Source organism: Streptomyces uncialis (genome assembly GCF_001905345.1).
Classification (GTDB): domain Bacteria; phylum Actinomycetota; class Actinomycetes; order Streptomycetales; family Streptomycetaceae; genus Streptomyces; species Streptomyces uncialis.
Window position 1 is genome coordinate 222,010 of sequence record NZ_LFBV01000005.1, and the last position, 16,253, is coordinate 238,262.

General features: G+C 71.0%; 13 protein-coding genes and 1 tRNA gene. 4 read left to right on the forward strand and 10 right to left on the reverse strand.

The genetic code is table 11. From position 1 onward, the window contains the following. Positions 1-81 precede the first annotated feature (81 nt). A complete protein-coding gene (locus AB852_RS21265; RefSeq protein ID WP_073790930.1) occupies positions 82-738 on the reverse strand; it encodes an ANTAR domain-containing response regulator in 657 nt (218 codons plus the stop codon). Positions 739-833: 95 nt separating this feature from the next. Between AB852_RS21265 and AB852_RS21270 the strand changes: the two genes are divergently transcribed. Then, a tRNA-Leu gene (locus tag AB852_RS21270) sits at positions 834-920 on the forward strand. Between the two features lie 79 nt (positions 921-999). Next, entirely contained in the window at positions 1,000-1,788 is a 789-nt protein-coding gene (locus tag AB852_RS21275) for a hypothetical protein (protein WP_073790933.1), read from the forward strand. Positions 1,789-1,844: 56 nt separating this feature from the next. On the opposite strand, the gene pyk is transcribed toward AB852_RS21275, so the two are convergent. The 5 genes from pyk to AB852_RS21300 form a co-directional block, all read right to left on the reverse strand. Then, positions 1,845-3,275, reverse strand: a complete 1,431-nt coding sequence (gene pyk / locus AB852_RS21280; RefSeq protein ID WP_073790936.1) for a pyruvate kinase — start codon at positions 3,273-3,275, stop codon at positions 1,845-1,847. Positions 3,276-3,496: 221 nt separating this feature from the next. Further along, complete coding sequence (locus AB852_RS21285) at positions 3,497-4,927, reverse strand: lysine N(6)-hydroxylase/L-ornithine N(5)-oxygenase family protein (RefSeq protein ID WP_073790939.1); 1,431 nt, start codon at positions 4,925-4,927, stop codon at positions 3,497-3,499. 174 nt (positions 4,928-5,101) lie between these two features. Continuing rightward, entirely contained in the window at positions 5,102-7,597 is a 2,496-nt protein-coding gene (pepN, locus tag AB852_RS21290) for an aminopeptidase N (protein WP_178391079.1), read from the reverse strand. Between the two features lie 404 nt (positions 7,598-8,001). After that, positions 8,002-8,343 (reverse strand): chorismate mutase, encoded by a 342-nt coding sequence (locus AB852_RS21295; RefSeq protein ID WP_073790945.1) that lies wholly within the window; start codon positions 8,341-8,343, stop codon positions 8,002-8,004. Positions 8,344-8,349: 6 nt separating this feature from the next. Further along, entirely contained in the window at positions 8,350-9,243 is an 894-nt protein-coding gene (locus AB852_RS21300) for a helix-turn-helix domain-containing protein (RefSeq protein WP_073790947.1), read from the reverse strand. Between the two features lie 164 nt (positions 9,244-9,407). On the opposite strand from AB852_RS21300, the gene AB852_RS21305 reads away from it, so the two are divergent. Next, a complete protein-coding gene (locus AB852_RS21305; protein WP_073790949.1) occupies positions 9,408-11,162 on the forward strand; it encodes a glycoside hydrolase family 35 protein in 1,755 nt (584 codons plus the stop codon). A 52-nt stretch (positions 11,163-11,214) separates the two neighbouring features. Here the strand turns inward: AB852_RS21305 and AB852_RS21310 are convergent, their stop codons facing one another. Next, on the reverse strand, positions 11,215-11,973 hold the full coding sequence (locus tag AB852_RS21310; protein ID WP_073790952.1) for an ankyrin repeat domain-containing protein: 759 nt from the start codon (positions 11,971-11,973) through the stop codon (positions 11,215-11,217). 57 nt (positions 11,974-12,030) lie between these two features. After that, positions 12,031-12,918: a hypothetical protein gene (locus AB852_RS21315; protein ID WP_073790955.1), complete on the reverse strand. Its 888-nt coding sequence runs from the start codon at positions 12,916-12,918 to the stop codon at positions 12,031-12,033. 161 nt (positions 12,919-13,079) lie between these two features. On the opposite strand from AB852_RS21315, the gene AB852_RS21320 reads away from it, so the two are divergent. After that, the gene (locus AB852_RS21320; protein ID WP_245876862.1) at positions 13,080-13,940 is read left to right on the forward strand and encodes a S1 family peptidase; all 861 of its coding nucleotides are present in this window, start codon (positions 13,080-13,082) and stop codon (positions 13,938-13,940) included. A 704-nt stretch (positions 13,941-14,644) separates the two neighbouring features. Here AB852_RS21320 and AB852_RS21325 read toward each other — a convergent pair. Then, positions 14,645-15,043 carry a phage holin family protein gene (locus AB852_RS21325; protein ID WP_073790957.1) on the reverse strand — a complete coding sequence of 133 codons (399 nt, stop codon included), beginning with the start codon at positions 15,041-15,043 and terminating at the stop codon, positions 14,645-14,647. A 102-nt stretch (positions 15,044-15,145) separates the two neighbouring features. Continuing rightward, entirely contained in the window at positions 15,146-16,099 is a 954-nt protein-coding gene (locus AB852_RS21330; RefSeq protein ID WP_079184822.1) for a TrmH family RNA methyltransferase, read from the reverse strand. Positions 16,100-16,253: the final 154 nt, after the last annotated feature.

The window sequence follows — 16,253 nt, forward strand, 5'->3', positions numbered from 1 at the left end:
AGGCCCGCTTCCCCGGAGAGCAACTCCGGAAAAGCGGGCCCCTTCACATCCGGCCGGGAACGATCCGGCCCACGACTCCCCCTACGACTTCTCCTTCGCGGCCTTCCGCTCCCGCCCGTCCTCGATCACGGCCTCCGCGACCTCGCGCATCGACAACCGGCGGTCCATCGACGTCTTCTGAATCCAGCGGAACGCCGCCGGCTCCGACAGCCCGTACTCCGTCTGCAACACCGACTTCGCCCGGTCCACCAGCTTCCGCGTCTCCAGCCGCTGGGTCAGATCCGCGACCTCCTGCTCCAGCGTCCGCAGCTCCGTGAAGCGCGATACCGCCATCTCGATGGCCGGCACCACATCGCTCTTGCTGAACGGCTTCACCAGATACGCCATCGCGCCCGCGTCGCGCGCCCGCTCGACCAGGTCCCGCTGCGAGAACGCGGTCAGCATCAGCACCGGAGCGATCGACTCCTCGGCGATCTGCTCGGCCGCGGAGATACCGTCGAGCTTCGGCATCTTCACATCAAGGATCACCAGGTCGGGCCGCAGGTCCCGGGCGAGCGAGACAGCCGTCTCACCGTCGCCCGCCTCACCGACCACGCTGTAGCCCTCCTCCTCCAGCATCTCCTTGAGGTCGAGACGGATCAGCGCCTCGTCCTCGGCGATGACGACCCGCGTCGTCAGGGGAGGCACATGCGACTTGTCGTCGTCTTCTACGGGCTGGGGCGGCTCGGGGGCGGTCACCTTGGGGCTCCTCATGACGGGCCTGCTGTCGTGGATACGCAGCCTACCCAGCAGCGGGCGGGTACGCTGACCCGGTATGCTGCTGGGGTACTGATGCCGGGTTGGCGGAATAGGCATACGCGGATGTCTCAAACACATCTGTCCGAAAGGACATGCGGGTTCAAGTCCCGCACCCGGCACCACTGAAGCGGAAGCTCACGATCTCGTGAACTTCCGCTTCTTTGCTACCCAGAGCAGCGCTTCGTGACGCAGAGTGTTCGTATGCACGTTCACGACACGGCGATTCGACACAGGGCCGTCTCCCTGCTGCGGGGCGGCGCCCGCAACGCGGATGTGGCCCGGGAGCTGAACATCCCCAAGGGCACGATCAGCTACTGGAAGCACATGGACCGGGCCAAGCATGGCGAGTGCCCCGGCAGGCCCGATGCCCAGTGCCCCCGCTGCGACGGTCGCGCGCTGGACAGAGCCGCGTACTCGTACCTGCTCGGCCTGTACCTCGGCGATGGCCACATCAGCCACTACTCCGGTCACCGCGTGCCGAATCTCATGATCACCTGCGCCGATGACTGGCCCGGACTCAAGAATGAGTGCGAGCGGGCAATGAAGGCCGTCTTTCCGGACAACTCGGTGTGCCGAGTGAGGAAACAAGGCTGTCAGAACATCAAGGTCTACTCCAAGCACCTGCACTGCCTCTTCCCGCAGCACGGACCCGGACGGAAGCACGAGCGCCGCATCGCCCTGGAGCCCTGGCAGCAGTCGATCGTGGACGCGCACCCCTGGGAGTTCATCCGAGGGTTGATCCACTCCGACGGCTGCCGCATCACCAACTGGACGATCCGCCTCGTCCAAGGGATACGGAAACGGTACGAGTACCCGCGCTACCGCTTCGCCAACAAGTCGGACGACATCCGGCGGTTGCTCACGGACACCCTCGACGCCGTCGGGGTCGAGTGGACGGTGCTTGCCCGCGGCAGCGACCCGTTCAACATCTCCGTCGCCCGCAAGGCGTCCGTCGCGCTCATGGATCTGCACATCGGGCCGAAGCACTGAAGGACCGTCCTGTCCTCGGTGCTTCGCGCTTCGGCCCTGGGTTGTTCCGGGGTGGGTCAGGTCGGGGTGTCGCCGATGTGGTGGACGCGGACGAGGTTGGTGGAGCCGGTGACGCCGGGCGGGGAGCCGGCGGTGATGACGACGATGTCGCCCTTCTCGCAGCGGCCGATCCGCAGGAGCTGTTCGTTGACCTGTTCGACCATCGCGTCGGTGGAGTCGACGTGGGGGCCGAGGAAGGTTTCGACGCCCCAGGTGAGGTTGAGCTGGGAGCGGGTCTCGGGGTCGGGGGTGAAGGCGAGGAGGGGGATGGGTGAGCGGTAGCGGGAGAGCCGTTTGACGGTGTCGCCGGACTGGGTGAAGGCGACGAGGAACTTGGCGCCGAGGAAGTCGCCCATCTCGGCGGCGGCGCGGGCGACGGCGCCGCCCTGGGTGCGGGGCTTGTTGAGTTCGGTGAGGGGCGGGAGGCCCTTGGAGAGGATGTCCTCCTCGGCGGCTTCGACGATGCGCGCCATGGTGCGGACGGTTTCGACGGGGTATTTCCCGACGCTGGTCTCGCCGGAGAGCATGACGGCGTCGGTGCCGTCGATGACGGCGTTGGCGACGTCGGAGGCCTCGGCGCGGGTGGGGCGGGAGTTCTCGATCATCGAGTCGAGCATCTGGGTGGCGACGATGACGGGTTTGGCGTTGCGCTTGGCGAGTTTGACGGCGCGCTTCTGGACGAGGGGGACCTGTTCCAGGGGCATTTCGACGCCGAGGTCGCCGCGGGCGACCATGATGCCGTCGAACGCGGCGACGATGTCCTCGATGTTGTCGACCGCCTGGGGTTTTTCGACCTTGGCGATGACGGGAAGGCGGCGGCCTTCCTCCTTCATGATGCGGTGGACGTCCTTGATGTCGTTCCCGCTGCGCACGAAGGAGAGCGCGATGACGTCGAAGCCGGTGCGCAGGGCCCAGCGGAGGTCGTCCTGGTCCTTGGTGGAGAGGGCGGGGACGGAGACGGCGACCCCGGGGAGGTTGAGTCCCTTGTGGTCGGAGACCATGCCGCCTTCGATGACGGTGGTGCGGACGCGGGGGCCGTCGACCTCGGTGACCTTGAGGGTGACTTTGCCGTCGTCGATGAGGATGTGTTCGCCGGGGGTGACGTCGGCGGCGAGGCCACTGTAGGTAGTGCCGCAGATGTGGCGGTCGCCGGGGGCGCCGTCCTCGACGGTGATGGTGAAGGTGTCGCCGCGTTCAAGGAGTACGGGGCCTTCGGTGAAACGGCCGAGCCGGATCTTCGGGCCTTGAAGGTCGGCGAGCATTCCGACGCTGCGGCCGGTTTCCTCGGATGCCTTGCGGACGCGCTGGTAGCGCTCCTCGTGGTCGGCGTAGTCGCCGTGGCTGAGGTTGAAGCGGGCTACGTCCATCCCGGCTTCGACCAGTGCCTTGATCTGGTCGTATGAGTCGGTTGCGGGGCCCAGGGTACAGACGATTTTTGCTCGGCGCATGTTTCGAGCGTAGGGCTTACCGGTCGGTAGGGAATTGGGTTGTGGTGACTACTCAACATCCTTTGCATGAGGGGTTTTTAACAAGTGTTGAATTGTGCACGGGGGTGCTCTGATGAGCAATTTCCGCGGGCTGGGTGCGCTGGGGTGGGCACGCTCGGTAGTGGTGTGACGGGTGGGTGACTGTGGGGCGATCGGCGGTGGCCGGTGGGGGTGATGGTGGGTCAGCGGGGTTCGGCGAGGGGGGTGAGCCGGTGGCCGGGGGCGGGGGTCGCGGTGGGGTGCGGGGTGAGGCCGAAGGTGGTGAAGGCGGTGCGGGTGGGGAGGGGGTAGGGGTTCTTGCCGGTGAGGGCGTTGAGGATGGTGGCGCTGCGCCAGGCGGAGAGCCCGAGGTCGGGGGTGCCGACCCCGTGGGTGTGGTGTTCGGCGTTCTGGACGTAGATGTGGTGTCCGGTGTCGCTGATGGCGGGGTCGAGGACGAGGCGTTGGTGGTGGTCGACGCGGGGGCGGCCAGCGGTGTCGTGGCGGAGGTAGGGGGTGAGTCCGGCGAGGAGGGTGGTGAGGGGGCGTTCGCGGTAGCCGGTGGCGAGGACGACGGCGTCGGTGGTGAGGCGGCTGCGGGTGTTCTGCTGGGCGTGTTCGAGGTGGAGTTCGACCTGGGTGGTGGCGATCCGGCCGGCCGTGCGGACGGTGACCCCGGGGGTGAGGACGGTGTCGGGCCAGCCGCCGTGCAGGGTGCGGCGGTAGAGCTCTTCGTGGATGGCGGTCATGGTGTCGGCGTCGATGCCTTTGTGGAGTTGCCATTGCTGCGGGACGAGGGTGTCGCGGGTGGTCTGGGTGAGGTGGTGGAAGTACCGGGTGTAGTCGGGGGTGAAGTGTTCGAGGCCGAGTCTGGAGTACTCCATGGGGGCGAAGGCGGGGGTGCGTGCGAGCCAGTGGAGCCGTTCGCGGCCGGGGGGCCGGTGGCGCAGCAGGTCCAGATAGATCTCGGCGCCGGACTGGCCTGAGCCGATGACGGTGATGTGGTCGGCGGCAAGGATGCGGGCGCGGTGGGTGAGGTAGTCGGCGGCGTGGTGGACGGGGGCGGTGGGGGTGTCGGCGAGGGGGCGGAGGGCTTCGGGGACGTGGGGGGCGGTGCCGATGCCGAGGGCGATGTTCCTGGCGTAGGAGCGGCCGGGGGTTCCGGTGTCGGTGTGGGGGTCGCGGCGGGTGTAGTCGACTTCGTAGAGGGCGCGTTCGGGGTTCCAGTGGACGGCGTCGATGTGGTGGTCGAAGTGGAGTGCGGGGAGGTTGTCGCTGACCCAGCGGCAGTAGGCGTCGTATTCGGTGCGGTGGGTGTGGAAGCGCTCGGCGAAGTAGAAGGGGTAGAGGCGTTCGCGGGTGCGGAGGTAGTTGAGGAAGCTCCAGGGGCTGGTGGGGTCGGCGAGGGTGACGAGGTCGGCGAGGAAGGGGACTTGGAGGGTGGCGCCTTCGATGAGGAGGCCGGGGTGCCAGTGGAAGGCGGGGTGCTCGTCGTAGAAGGCGGTGTCGAGGGTGGTGAGGGGGTGGGCGAGGGCGGCCAGGGAGAGGTTGAAGGGCCCGATGCCGATACCGATGAGGTCGCGGGGGGTGTCGGATGCCTGGCGGGGTGCGGGGATGTGGGGGTGGGGGGTCATCGGGGGCGGGTCCTTCCACCTGTTCAGGGGGGTGGGGGGCGGAAATCCTCAGGGTGACCGGCGGGGTGTGGAAGGGGTGGGGTTCTGTGGGTTTGGGACCCGAAAGAGTTACGGCGGGGGGACGGGCGTGGGCCCGGTCCCCCCGCCGTGTGGGTGGGGTGTGCTGGTGGTGGGTCAGGTGGTGCGGACGCGCAGGGCGCGGGCGAGGTCGTCGAGCTGGTCGGCGAGCCTGCGGTGGAGCGCGGGGGTGGTGCCGGGGTCGTCGAGGGCGGCGCGGCCGAGGGTGAGGGTGGTGGCGTCGACGGCGTGGGCAGGGAATCCGTGGTGGCCGATGGCGGCGGCGATGGCGGGGCCCCGGCGGGCGGCGACGGTGACGGCCTCGGTGAAGTAGCGGGGGATGTACTCGGCGGTGAGGTCTGCCTGTTCGGGTTGCCAGAAGCCTTGTGCGGTGGCGGTGAAGAGGTAGTTGGAGAGCGGGTCGTCGGGGTGGAAGAGGGCGTTCCAGGCGGCGCTCTTGGCTTCGGGGTCGGGCAGGGCGGCGCGGCAGCGCGCGGCGCCTTCCTGGCCGGTGGCGCTGGGGTCGCGGGCGAGTTCGGTGTCGATGGCGGTGGTGTCGGTGGCGCCGAGGACGGCGAGCCGGTGGAGGATGCGCCAGCGGAGTTCGGGGTCGAGTTCGGGTCCGCCGGGGGCGGTGCCGTCGGTGAGCCAGTCGCTGATGGTGTCGGGGTGGGCGGCGGCCGAGATGTAGTGGCGTACGGCGACGAGGCGCAGCCCGGGGTGTTCGCCGTCCTCGGTGCGGCGGATGAGGGCGCGGGTGAGGTTGGTGAGGGTGGTGAGGGCTTCGGGGCGTTGCCGGGGGGTGAGGTAGCGGTCGGTGATGTGGGTGGCGGCGAAGGTCAGGACGCCCTGGGTGAGGGCGAGGTCGGTTTCGTCGGGGAGGTGGGTCTCGGCGGTGGTGAGGTAGGTGGTGGGGTCGAGGTCGCCGTCGCGGACCATGTCGCGCAGGGTGTTCCAGACGACGGCGCGGGCGAGGGGGTCGGGGATGCCGGAGAGGTGGCTGAGGGCGGTTTCCCGGGACTGGGGGTCGAGGCGGAGTTTGGCGTAGGTGTGGTCCTGGTCGTTGGGGAGGACCAGGGCGGGGCGTACGCCGGTGCGGGGGGTGGTGGGGCCGGTGTGGGGGATGTCGGTGTCGAGGCGTTCGCGCAGGACGAGGGCGCGGGGGTCGTTGAGGTCGCGGTCGTAGACGCCGGTGGTGATGCGGTGGGGGCGGGTGCCGTGGTGGGTGGTGGTGAGGGTCCAGGTGCCGGGTTTGGCGGTGACGCCGGTGGTGAGGGTGTCGACGCCGGTGGTGCGGAGCCAGCTGTCGGCCCAGGTGTGGACGTCGCGTTCGGTGGCGCTCGCGAGGGAGTCGAGGAAGTCGGCGAGGGTGGCGTTGGCGAATTTATGGCGGGCGAAGTGGGTGTTGATGCCGTTGAGGAAGTCCTTCTCGCCGAGCCAGGCGACGAGTTGGCGCAGGGCCGAGGCGCCCTTGGCGTAGGAGATGCCGTCGAAGTTGAGGAGGGCGGAGGCGGTGTCGTCGACGGCGTCGGGGGCGACGGGGTGGGTGGTGGGGCGCTGGTCGGCGTCGTATCCCCAGGCTTTGCGGGCGACGCCGAAGTCGACCCAGGTGTCGGTGAAGCGGGTGCATTCGGTGAGGGTCTGGTAGCCCATGTATTCGGCGAAGGACTCGTTGAGCCAGATGTCGTCCCACCATGTGAGGGTGACGAGGTCGCCGAACCACATATGGGCCATTTCATGGGCGATGACCATGGCGCGGGTCTGGCGTTCGGTTTCGGTGACGGCGGAGCGGTAGACGAATTCGTCGCGGAAGGTGACGAGTCCGGGGTTCTCCATGGCGCCGGCGTTGAATTCGGGGACGAATGCCTGGTCGTAGGAGTCGAAGGGGTACGGTTCCTCGAATTTCTCGTGGTAGCGGTCGTAGAGGGCGGTGGTGATGTCGAGGATCTCGTCGGCGTCGGTGTCGAGGTAGGGGGCGAGGGAGCGGCGGCAGTGGATACCGAAGGGGATGCCGCGGTGTTCGGTGCGGACGGTGTGCCAGGGGCCCGCGGCGACGGCGACGAGATAGGTGGAGATCCGGGGGGTGGTGGCGGCGGTCCAGCGGCCGTCGGTGTCCCGGGTGGTGGTGCTGTTGGCGAGGACGGTCCAGTCGTCGGGGGCGGTGACGGTGACGTCGAAGGTGGCTTTGAGGTCGGGCTGGTCGAAGGCGGGGAAGACGCGCTGGACGTCGTCGAGGAAGAGCTGGGTGTAGACGTAGGTCTCGCCGTCGGTGGGGTCGGTGAAGCGGTGCATGCCTTCGCCGGTGCGGCTGTAGCGCATGGTGCTGGTGAGGGTGAGTTCGTGGGGGCCGGTGGTGAGGGTGAGGGGTAGTCGGTTGTCGGTGAGGGTGGCGGGGTCGAGGGGTTCGCCGTCGAGGGTGGCGGTGTGCAGTGCGGTGGGCTTGAGTTCCACGAAGGTGTCCGCGTCCGCGCGGGAGGTGAAGCGGATGACCGTGCGGGAGGTGAAGGTCTCGTCGCCGGTGGTGAGGTCTAGGTCGACGGTGTAGTGCTGGACGTCGAGGAGCTGGGCTCGGCGGTGCGCTTCGTCGCGCGTGAGTACGGACATGCTGCTCATGCTGCATGATGCGGGGCGCCGGGCACAGGGGCGGTGTCCTGTCCGGGCCGGTCTGTGCCGCTTGTGCGGGCGCGGTGCGGTCGCTGTGTGGTGGTGGAGCGGGTGCGGGGGCTCGGGGGGCGGCTGTTCCGGCGGGCGGGGAACGGCTGCGCGCGGGGCCGGGGGCACGCGGGGGCAGGGGCACGCGGGAGCGGGTGCTCGCGGGGCCGGGGGCGCTCGCGGGGTCCGGGCCGGGTGGGGCGGGTGGGCCGGGGCCCGTTCGTCGGCGGGGCCCGTGGGGCCCGCCCCTGGGGTGCGGGGGCGGGGGAAGCCGGTGTGCCGGTGTGCCGGTGGCCGGTGCGGGTGGGCGGCGGTCGGCGGGCGGGCCGGGCGCGGGGGTCAGGTGCGGGCGGCCCGTGTGGTGTTCAGCGGGCGTCGGCGATCTGCTCGTGGTGGCGGATCACCTCGGCGATGATGAAGTTCAGGAGCTTCTCGGCGAACGCGGGGTCGAGTTTGGCGTTCTCCGCGAGGGTGCGGAGCCGGGCGATCTGGTCGGCTTCGCGGCCGGGGTCGGCGGGGGGCAGTCGGTGGGCGGCCTTGAGGTGGCCGACCTGCTGGGTGCATTTGAAGCGTTCCGCGAGCATATGGACGACGGCGGCGTCGATGTTGTCGATGCTTTCGCGGAGGCGGACGAGTTCGGCTCGGACCGCGGGGTCGACGGAGCCGGGACCCGTGCCGGTGGCGTTGTCGGTGTCGCTGGGGGTCATGGTGGATCACCCTACGGGGCGGCCGGAACGGAGGATCGGGGGGTCGTCGGGGTCGGGGACGGTGGTGGACCAGCCGCCGGGTACGGCGCGTCCTTGCTGGTCGCGGAAGCGGATGGGTGCCATGCCGACGCGGCGGGTGAAGAGCCGGGAGAAGTAGGCGGGGTCGTCGTAGCCGACGCGGCGGGCGACGGAGGCGACGGGGAGTTCGGTGGCGGCGAGGAGTTCCTTGGCGCGGCCGAGGCGGATGCCGAGGAGGTAGTCCTTGGGGCTGCATCCGGCGGCGCGGCGGACGGCGGTGCGCAGTTCGGCGGGGGTCATTCCGTGGCGGGCGGCGTGTTCGGCGACGGAGAGCGATTGGAACGCGTCGCGGGCGAGGGCCTGGAGGACGGGGTGGCCGTCGGGGGCCGTACCGGCGCGGGCGCGGCGCAGGGCGACGAGGAGTTCATGGACGGCCGCGCCGGTCTCCACTTCGAGGAGGGGGTTGCCGCGGCGGGCGGCGCGGGCGATGCGGCTGATGGCGGTGCGGGGGCCGGTGGGGTCGGAGAGGGCGACGACGGGGCGTTCGGGTTCTATGTAGCCGAGTTCGGTGTAGGTGGTGGTGGCGGGGCCGGAGAAGTCGACGAAGCTCTCGTCCCAGCCGGTGCCGGGGTCGGGTCCGTAGTGGTGGGGGACGCCGGGGGTGAGCCAGAGCAGGGCGGGGGCGGTGATGGTGGTGCGGCGGCCGTCGGGGCTGCGGTACCAGCCGCGGCCCGCGGTGATGACGACGGCGACATGGTGGTCGAGGGTGCGGGGGCCGACGGTGGGGAGGGTGCCGTGCTGGAGTCCGACGCCGAGGCAGACGAGTCCGAGGCGGTGGTGCTGGGGGCTCGGGGTGAAGTACCTCATCCAGGTGTGATACATCCGCTTTCTCCCCTTTTCTCGCCGCGTCGGCCGGTGGGGCCGGGTGGTGGGTGCCCGCCCCGTCCGTTCCGGAACCTTTGCGTCCAATCACCCCCGATCTTTGTCCATGGACCCGGCGCCCGCCAAGGGCGATCGTGTGGGGGCCGGTGACCGAGAGGGATGTGATGGCCGAGTTCAGGGTGGGCGAGGACGACTTCGAGACGGACGGAAGACCGGTGCGGCTGCTGTCGGGGGCGCTGCACTACTTCCGGGTCCATGAGGAGCAGTGGGGGCATCGGCTGGCGATGCTGCGGGCGCTGGGTCTGAACTGCGTGGAGACATATGTCCCGTGGAACATGCACGAGCCGAGGCCGGGTGAGTTCCGGGACGTGGAGCGGGTGGGCCGGTTCCTGGACGCGGTGCGGGCGGCGGGGATGTGGGCGATCGTGCGGCCGGGTCCGTACATCTGCGCCGAGTGGGAGAACGGCGGGCTCCCGCACTGGGTGACGGGTTCCCTGGGGGCGCGGGTGCGGACCCGGGACGCGGAGTTCCTGGCGGCGGTGACGCGCTGGTTCGGGGTGCTGCTGCCGCAGATCACGGAGCGGCAGATCGACGGCGCGGGCCCGGTGATCATGGTGCAGGTGGAGAACGAGTACGGCTCGTACGGGTCGGACGCGGTATATCTGCGGCATCTCGCGGGGATGCTGTCGGACCTCGGGGTGCGGGTGCCGCTGTTCACGTCGGACGGGCCCGAGGACCACATGCTGACGGGCGGCTCGGTGCCGGACGTGCTCGCGACGGTGAACTTCGGCTCGCAGGCGCGGGCGGGGTTCGACGCGCTGCGGCGGCACCGGCCGCGGGGTCCGTTGATGTGCATGGAGTTCTGGTGCGGGTGGTTCGACCACTGGGGCGCGGAGCATGTGTCGCGGGACGCGGCGGACGCGGCGGCGGCGCTGCGGGAGATCCTGGAGTGCGGGGCGTCGGTGAATCTCTACATGGCGTTCGGGGGGACGAGCTTCGCGGGCTGGTCGGGGGCGAACCGGGCCGGGGAGCTGCACGACGGGGTACTGGAGCCGGATGTGACGTCGTACGACTACGGGGCGCCGGTGGACGAGTACGGGCGGCCGACGGAGAAGTTCCGGCTGATGCGGGAGGTGCTGGCGGCGTACGCGGACGGGCCGTTGCCGCCGGTTCCCGAGGCTGCGCCGGTGCTGGGGGCGCCGGTGGCGGCGGGTCCGCTGGAGTGGGTGCCGCTGGCGGAGGTGCTGGCGGGGCTGGGCGGTCCGGAGTCGGTGCACGCGGCGCCGCCGACGTTCGAGGAGCTGGACGTGGACCGGGGGCTGGTGCGGTACGTGTGCGAGGTGCCGGGGCCCCGGGAGCCGTACGAGCTGCGGGTGCGGGGCTTGCGGGATCTGGCGGTGGTCGAGGTCGACGGGGTGCGGGCGGGGGTGCTCACCGAGGACGCCGCGGTGCTGCCGGTGCCGGTGCCGGGTCCGGCGCGGGTGGAGCTGTGGGTGGAGTCGCTGGGCCGGGTGAACTACGGTCCGCGGCTCGGGGAGCCCAAGGGGATCACCGGCGGTGTGCTGCACGAACGGCAGTATCTGCACGGCGTACGGGCGCGGGGGCTGCGGCTGGACGCGTTCGACGACGCGGGACGGGTCCGCGCGCTGGCGCCCGTACCCGTGGGTGAGGGGGACGGGCGGGGGCTGTACCGGGGGGTCTTCGAGGTGCGGGGGGCCGTGGGGGACGCGGTGGTGGAGGTGCCCGGGTGGGGGCGGGGGTTCCTGTGGGTGAACGGGTTCAACCTGGGGCGGTACTGGTCGGCGGGGCCGCAGACCGGGTTGTACGTACCCGGGCCGGTGCTGCGGGAGGGCGTGAACGAGGTCTGGCTCCTTGAGCTCGACTCCCCCGGTTCCACGGTGGCCTTCCGCCCGGTGTGACCCGTCGGGGCCGTGTGCGAGGCGTCCCGTGCCCCGGATCTCCGGTGCGGAACTAGTCGGTGAGAAGGAGGGGGACGATCCGGGCGTGGCCCAGGTCGCGGTCGTCACCCGCTCGGAGGGTGCCGGCCGGATCGAGGAGCCGCACCGCGACGCGCTCCGTGCCGTCGTGGTGGGAGCGTTCGGTCACCACCCGGAGGGTGCCGGTGCGGGTGGCGAGCAGGGTTCGTGTCAGTTCCGCGGGGATGTCGAGGGCGGCCCAGCGGCGCGCCTCGGCCAATGCCTCCGTACGGCCCGCCGAGCCGCCGTGCTCCAGCAGTGCGCGGACGATCCCCGGGGAGCCGCGCCGCGCGGCCGCGACCAGTGGGGGCTCCTCTTCGGGTCCGGGCAGGTCCGGGTCGCCGCCCGCGTCGAGGAGGGCGGCCACGATCGCCGTGTGTCCGCCCCTGATCGCCCAGGCCAGCGGGGTGAAGCCGAACTCCTCCCGGGCGTCGGGCCGGGCCCCGGCCGCGAGCAGGGCCCGTACCGCGTCCGTGTGGCCTCCGGCAGCCGCGGCGCACAGCGGCAGACCTTCCGTGCCGCCCGGCCGGTCGGGGTCGGCGCCCGCGCGGAGCAGCAGTCGTACCAGGTCGGCGGCGCCCTGCACGGAGGCGAGGTACAGGGGGGTGACGCCGTCCTCGTCGGGGAAATCCGGGTCGGCGCCGGAGCGGAGGAGTCCGGTGAGCGTGCGCCGCGCCCCGGCCGGGTCCGTGACGGCGGTGAGTACGGCCGGGTGGAGCTGTGCGCCGGATGGGGCGGCGTCGGGGTGGTCCATCCGGGCACCCTGGCCGAGGGGATCGGTCGGGCGCAACGTCTTTTGCGGGGCGCGGGGTCAGGTGTCGCAGTCCAGGACCGTGCGGCACAGGGCGCATCGGGCCCGGACCCGTCCCCGGACGGGCACTCTGATCCGCTGTCCGCAGGTGGGGCAGGCGAACGACACCCGCAGGGGTGAATCGCCGTCGAAGGTGTAGGGCGCGTCGGGCGGAAGGGCCGCGGGGTGGTCCTTGGCGCGGCGGCGGTCCCGGGCGTAGCGGCGGCGGCCGGTGCGGCCGGCGGCGGTGAGCGGGGGCTGCCGTTCGTCGTCGCGGGCGCGCGCCATTCCCTGTGTGTAGGCGGTGTACGCCTGGGGGCTGGTGAACCAGGGCGCGGGGTCCTCCCCGAGCAGCAGGGCGCGTTTGGCCAGGACGTATCCGAACTCCTCCGGGGTGAGGTAGCCGAGTTTCTGGGAGGAGACGCGGTCCTCGCGGAAGGCGTCGAGCAGGAGCCAGCCCGCGCCGAGGTAGGTGGCGGCGGTGTCGGTGAGGATCTCGTTGTCCCGGGTGCCGGGGAACGACAGGTCCAGACGGTGCAGGTAGACGTGGGCGACCTCATGGGCGAGGGCGGCTCCGATGTCCCGGCGATACGTCTTGAACCGGTCGTTGAGTTCGATGAAGTACTCGGGTCCCGCGGTGAGCTCGACGTTCGCGGCGTGGGTCATGTCGCGGAACCCGACGATCATCCGGGCGTCCGGCAGCCGGTAGTGGCGGACCATCTCGCGGGCGACGCGTTGTGCGCCCAGATGGAGATCGTCCAGGTCGCCGAAGGCGACGTCGGCGGGTGCGACGGACAGGTCGAAGGCGCGGACGCCGTCGGAGGACAGCCGTCGGTGCAGGGCCGTGATCGCCGATCGCACGGTCGCCAGATGCGGGAAACCGTGCTCGACCGTTCCGCCGTTCGCCACGTCCGGACCCCCTGAGGTGCTGAACCGATTTCCACTGTAGGTGGATTCGCGCCGCCGGGCCGGGACGGGTGTCCGGAATCAGACCCTTGCCGCGGGCGCCCGGCGATCTCATAATCCAACCAGCTTGGCGAGTGCATGTCAGGTGTCTCGGAGTGGGTCGCATGTGTCGAGCCATGTGTCCCGCCCCGGCCGCCCGACCGGACCCGTCCGGCGGTCAACCCCCCACGAAAGGAAGTACCTTGAAGCTCCTGAGGAAGTTCCCCGGCGCCAGACGGCTCATAGCGACAGGCGCGGTACTGCTCGCGGCCGTCTCCCTCCAGCCCCTCAGCTCCGCCCAGGCCGCTCCCTCCCCGGTCGTCGGCGGCACCCGCGCGGCGCAGGGCGAGTTCCCGTTCATGGTCCGGCTCTCGATGGGCTGCGGCGGCGCCCTGTACACCCAGCAGATCGTCCTGACCGCCGCGCACTGCGTGAGCGGCTCCGGGGCCAACACCTCCATCACCGCGACGGCGGGGGTCGTCGACCTCCAGAACAGCGCGGCGACCAAGGTCCGCTCCACGCGGGTCCTCCAGGCGCCCGGTTACAACGGCACCGGCAAGGACTGGGCCCTCGTCAAGCTCGCGGCCCCGATCAACCAGCCCACGCTGAAGATCGCCACCAGCACGGCGTACAACTCCGGGACGTTCACCGTCGCCGGATGGGGTGCCGCGCGTGAGGGCGGGGCGCAGCAGCGGTATCTGCTGAAGGCGAGCGTGCCGTTCGTCAGCGACGCGTCCTGTCAGCAGTCGTACGGGTCCTCCCTGGTCCCGGGCGAGGAGCTGTGCGCGGGGTATCAGGCCGGCGGGACCGACACCTGCCAGGGCGACTCCGGCGGGCCCATGTTCCGGCGGGACAACGCGGGGGCCTGGGTCCAGGTCGGCATCGTGAGCTGGGGCCAGGGCTGTGCGCGGCCCAACTACCCGGGCGTGTACACCGAGGTGTCCACGTTCGCCTCCCAGATCGCCTCGGCAGCCGCAACCCTGTAACACCTCTCACTGACGCCCCCGGGCTTCCCGCGCTGGACGCACTTGTCCCTGCGCGGGTCGCCCGGGGGTGCGCAGGTCGCCTTCGCTCGCGCTTGTCAGGTCTGTCCGGCTGGGCGTACTCGTTCCCGTGCCGTCGCCCGTGGGATGCGCAGTTCCCCGCAGGTCGCCTTCGCTCGCGCCCCCGGGTTCCTTGTGCTGGGCGTACTTGTTCCTGCACGGGCCGGTCGTGGGTGCGCAGTTCCCCGCGCCCCTGGATGCTGCCCCTTCGGGCTTGTTCGCCCGGTGCGGGTCTGCCCTCGTCTTTTGCGCAGTTCCCCGCGCCCCTGAAGGGGCACTCCCCTCCTCTCGCAGTCGCATGGCTGCCGAAGGGGGTGGGGGGGAATCTCTGCCCGCAGACTCCGATGCTCTTCAGCAGGACCAGTGAACGTCCGACCGAGCGCGTTGGAGCGAGGACGGAGAATCCCGACCGGCACCGACCCGAAGAACCGACCGGACGCGCCCCAAAGGGGCGCGGGGAACTGCGCGAAAACGAGAACGGCCCGCACCCGAAAAGCGACAGCAAGAGGGCAGCATCCAGGGGCGCGGGGAACTGCGCGAAACCACCGAACGACGGCACGGGAACGAAGTACGTCCAACCGGACAGACCTGGCAAGCGCAAGCGAAGGCGACCCGCACGGGAACGAAGTACGCCCACCCGGACAGACCTACGCGGCCTCCCGCCCAGGCGCCAGCGCGAGGGCCGCCAACGTGACAGTCCGGACGACCAGTCCACCCAGCACCGCCGCGAGGACCCCGTCGACCTCGACACCGAAACCCATTTGGCTCGCGAGCCAGGAGACCAGCAGCCAGGCCAGGGCGTCCTGCACGAACCCCACCACCGCCAGGACGAGCGTCGCGACCGGCGGGGCCGTCCGGATGGAGTTCGGGTAGCTGTAGATCAACTGGTTGACGATGATGAAGACCGCGGACGCGACGATCACGGCGGAGACATCGGACCCGGCGGACCCGATACCTATCCCGGGGAGCACCCCGATGGCGAGGCTGACCCCCGCGATCGTGCCGAACACCCGGTGCGACTTGGTTTCTTGACGGTGACTTGCCATGCACTCAGTTTGACACCCAAGTCACAAAAATTGCCTGTGAATCCAGTTCACAGTTTTGTATCGGTCACCGCCCCGCACCGCTGCCCAGACCGGTACCCCCGCCTAGACCGGTGCCCCCACCGCCGGAAACCCCCGCTGCCGCTGCGTCTCGTACAGCAGCACCGTCCCCGCCGCCGCCGCGTTGAGGGAACTCGCCGCGCCGCCGATCGGGATCCGCACCGTCTCGTCGCACAGCTCGCGCCACGCCGCGCTCATCCCGGAGGTCTCGTTGCCGATGACGACGAGCACCGGTCCCGTCAGATCCGTGCCGGTGAGATCCGCCGCGCCCCTCTCGTCGGTGCCGACGATCCGCAGCGGGACACCTCGCGCGCGCAGCCCGGCCGCCCAGTCCGCGACCGTCTGCGGGGACGGGACCCGCACCACGGGCAGGGCGAACAGCGAACCGGTGCTGGCGCGCAGCGACTTGGGGTCGTAGATGTCGGCGGCGTGGCCGGAGACGACGACACCGTGGGCACCGAAGGCGTCGGCGGAGCGGATGAGGGTGCCGATGTTGCCGGGGGTGATGGGGCGGTCGAAGACGACGCCGAGGAAGTCGGGGCCGACGGTGAGCCGGTCGAGGCGGTCGTCGGGGACGCGGGCGACGGCGAGCAGCTCGGGGACGGTGTCCTCCTTGCCGCCGAGCTCGTGCAGCAGCTCCGGGTCCATGTCGACGCGGGTGACGCCCGCGGGGACCCGGTCGAGGGTGTCGCGGGCCCACCGGGACAGGGGCCGCCCGCCGCTGCCGCCCGCGCTGTGGAGCACCGCGCTCAGCGGCCAGTCGTGGTCGAGGGCGAGGGTGAGGGGGCGTACCCCCTGGATCAGGAACTCCCCGGCGCGCTGGCGTTTGGCGCGGTTGCCCAGCAGGGCGTGCCACTGCTGGAAGGCGGCGTTGCGGGTGCTGATCCGCAGGGGGGTCCCGCTACGGCGCGGCTCGGACCTCTGTGTGCCGCTCCGGCGCGGCTCGGACTTCTCACCGGTGCGCCGGGCAGGTCGACGTGCGGCACGGTACTCGCTCATCCGTCCACTCTCCCACGCGCCGCGAGGCCGGGAAGCCGCTCCCCCGCGACGCAGCGCCGGAACGCCGCTCCCCCGCGCCGTGGGGCCGGGCCGCCGCGGTGGAAGGGAGCATCCAGGTGGCAGGGAGCTGGGAAAGGCACGATGCCCGCCCCGT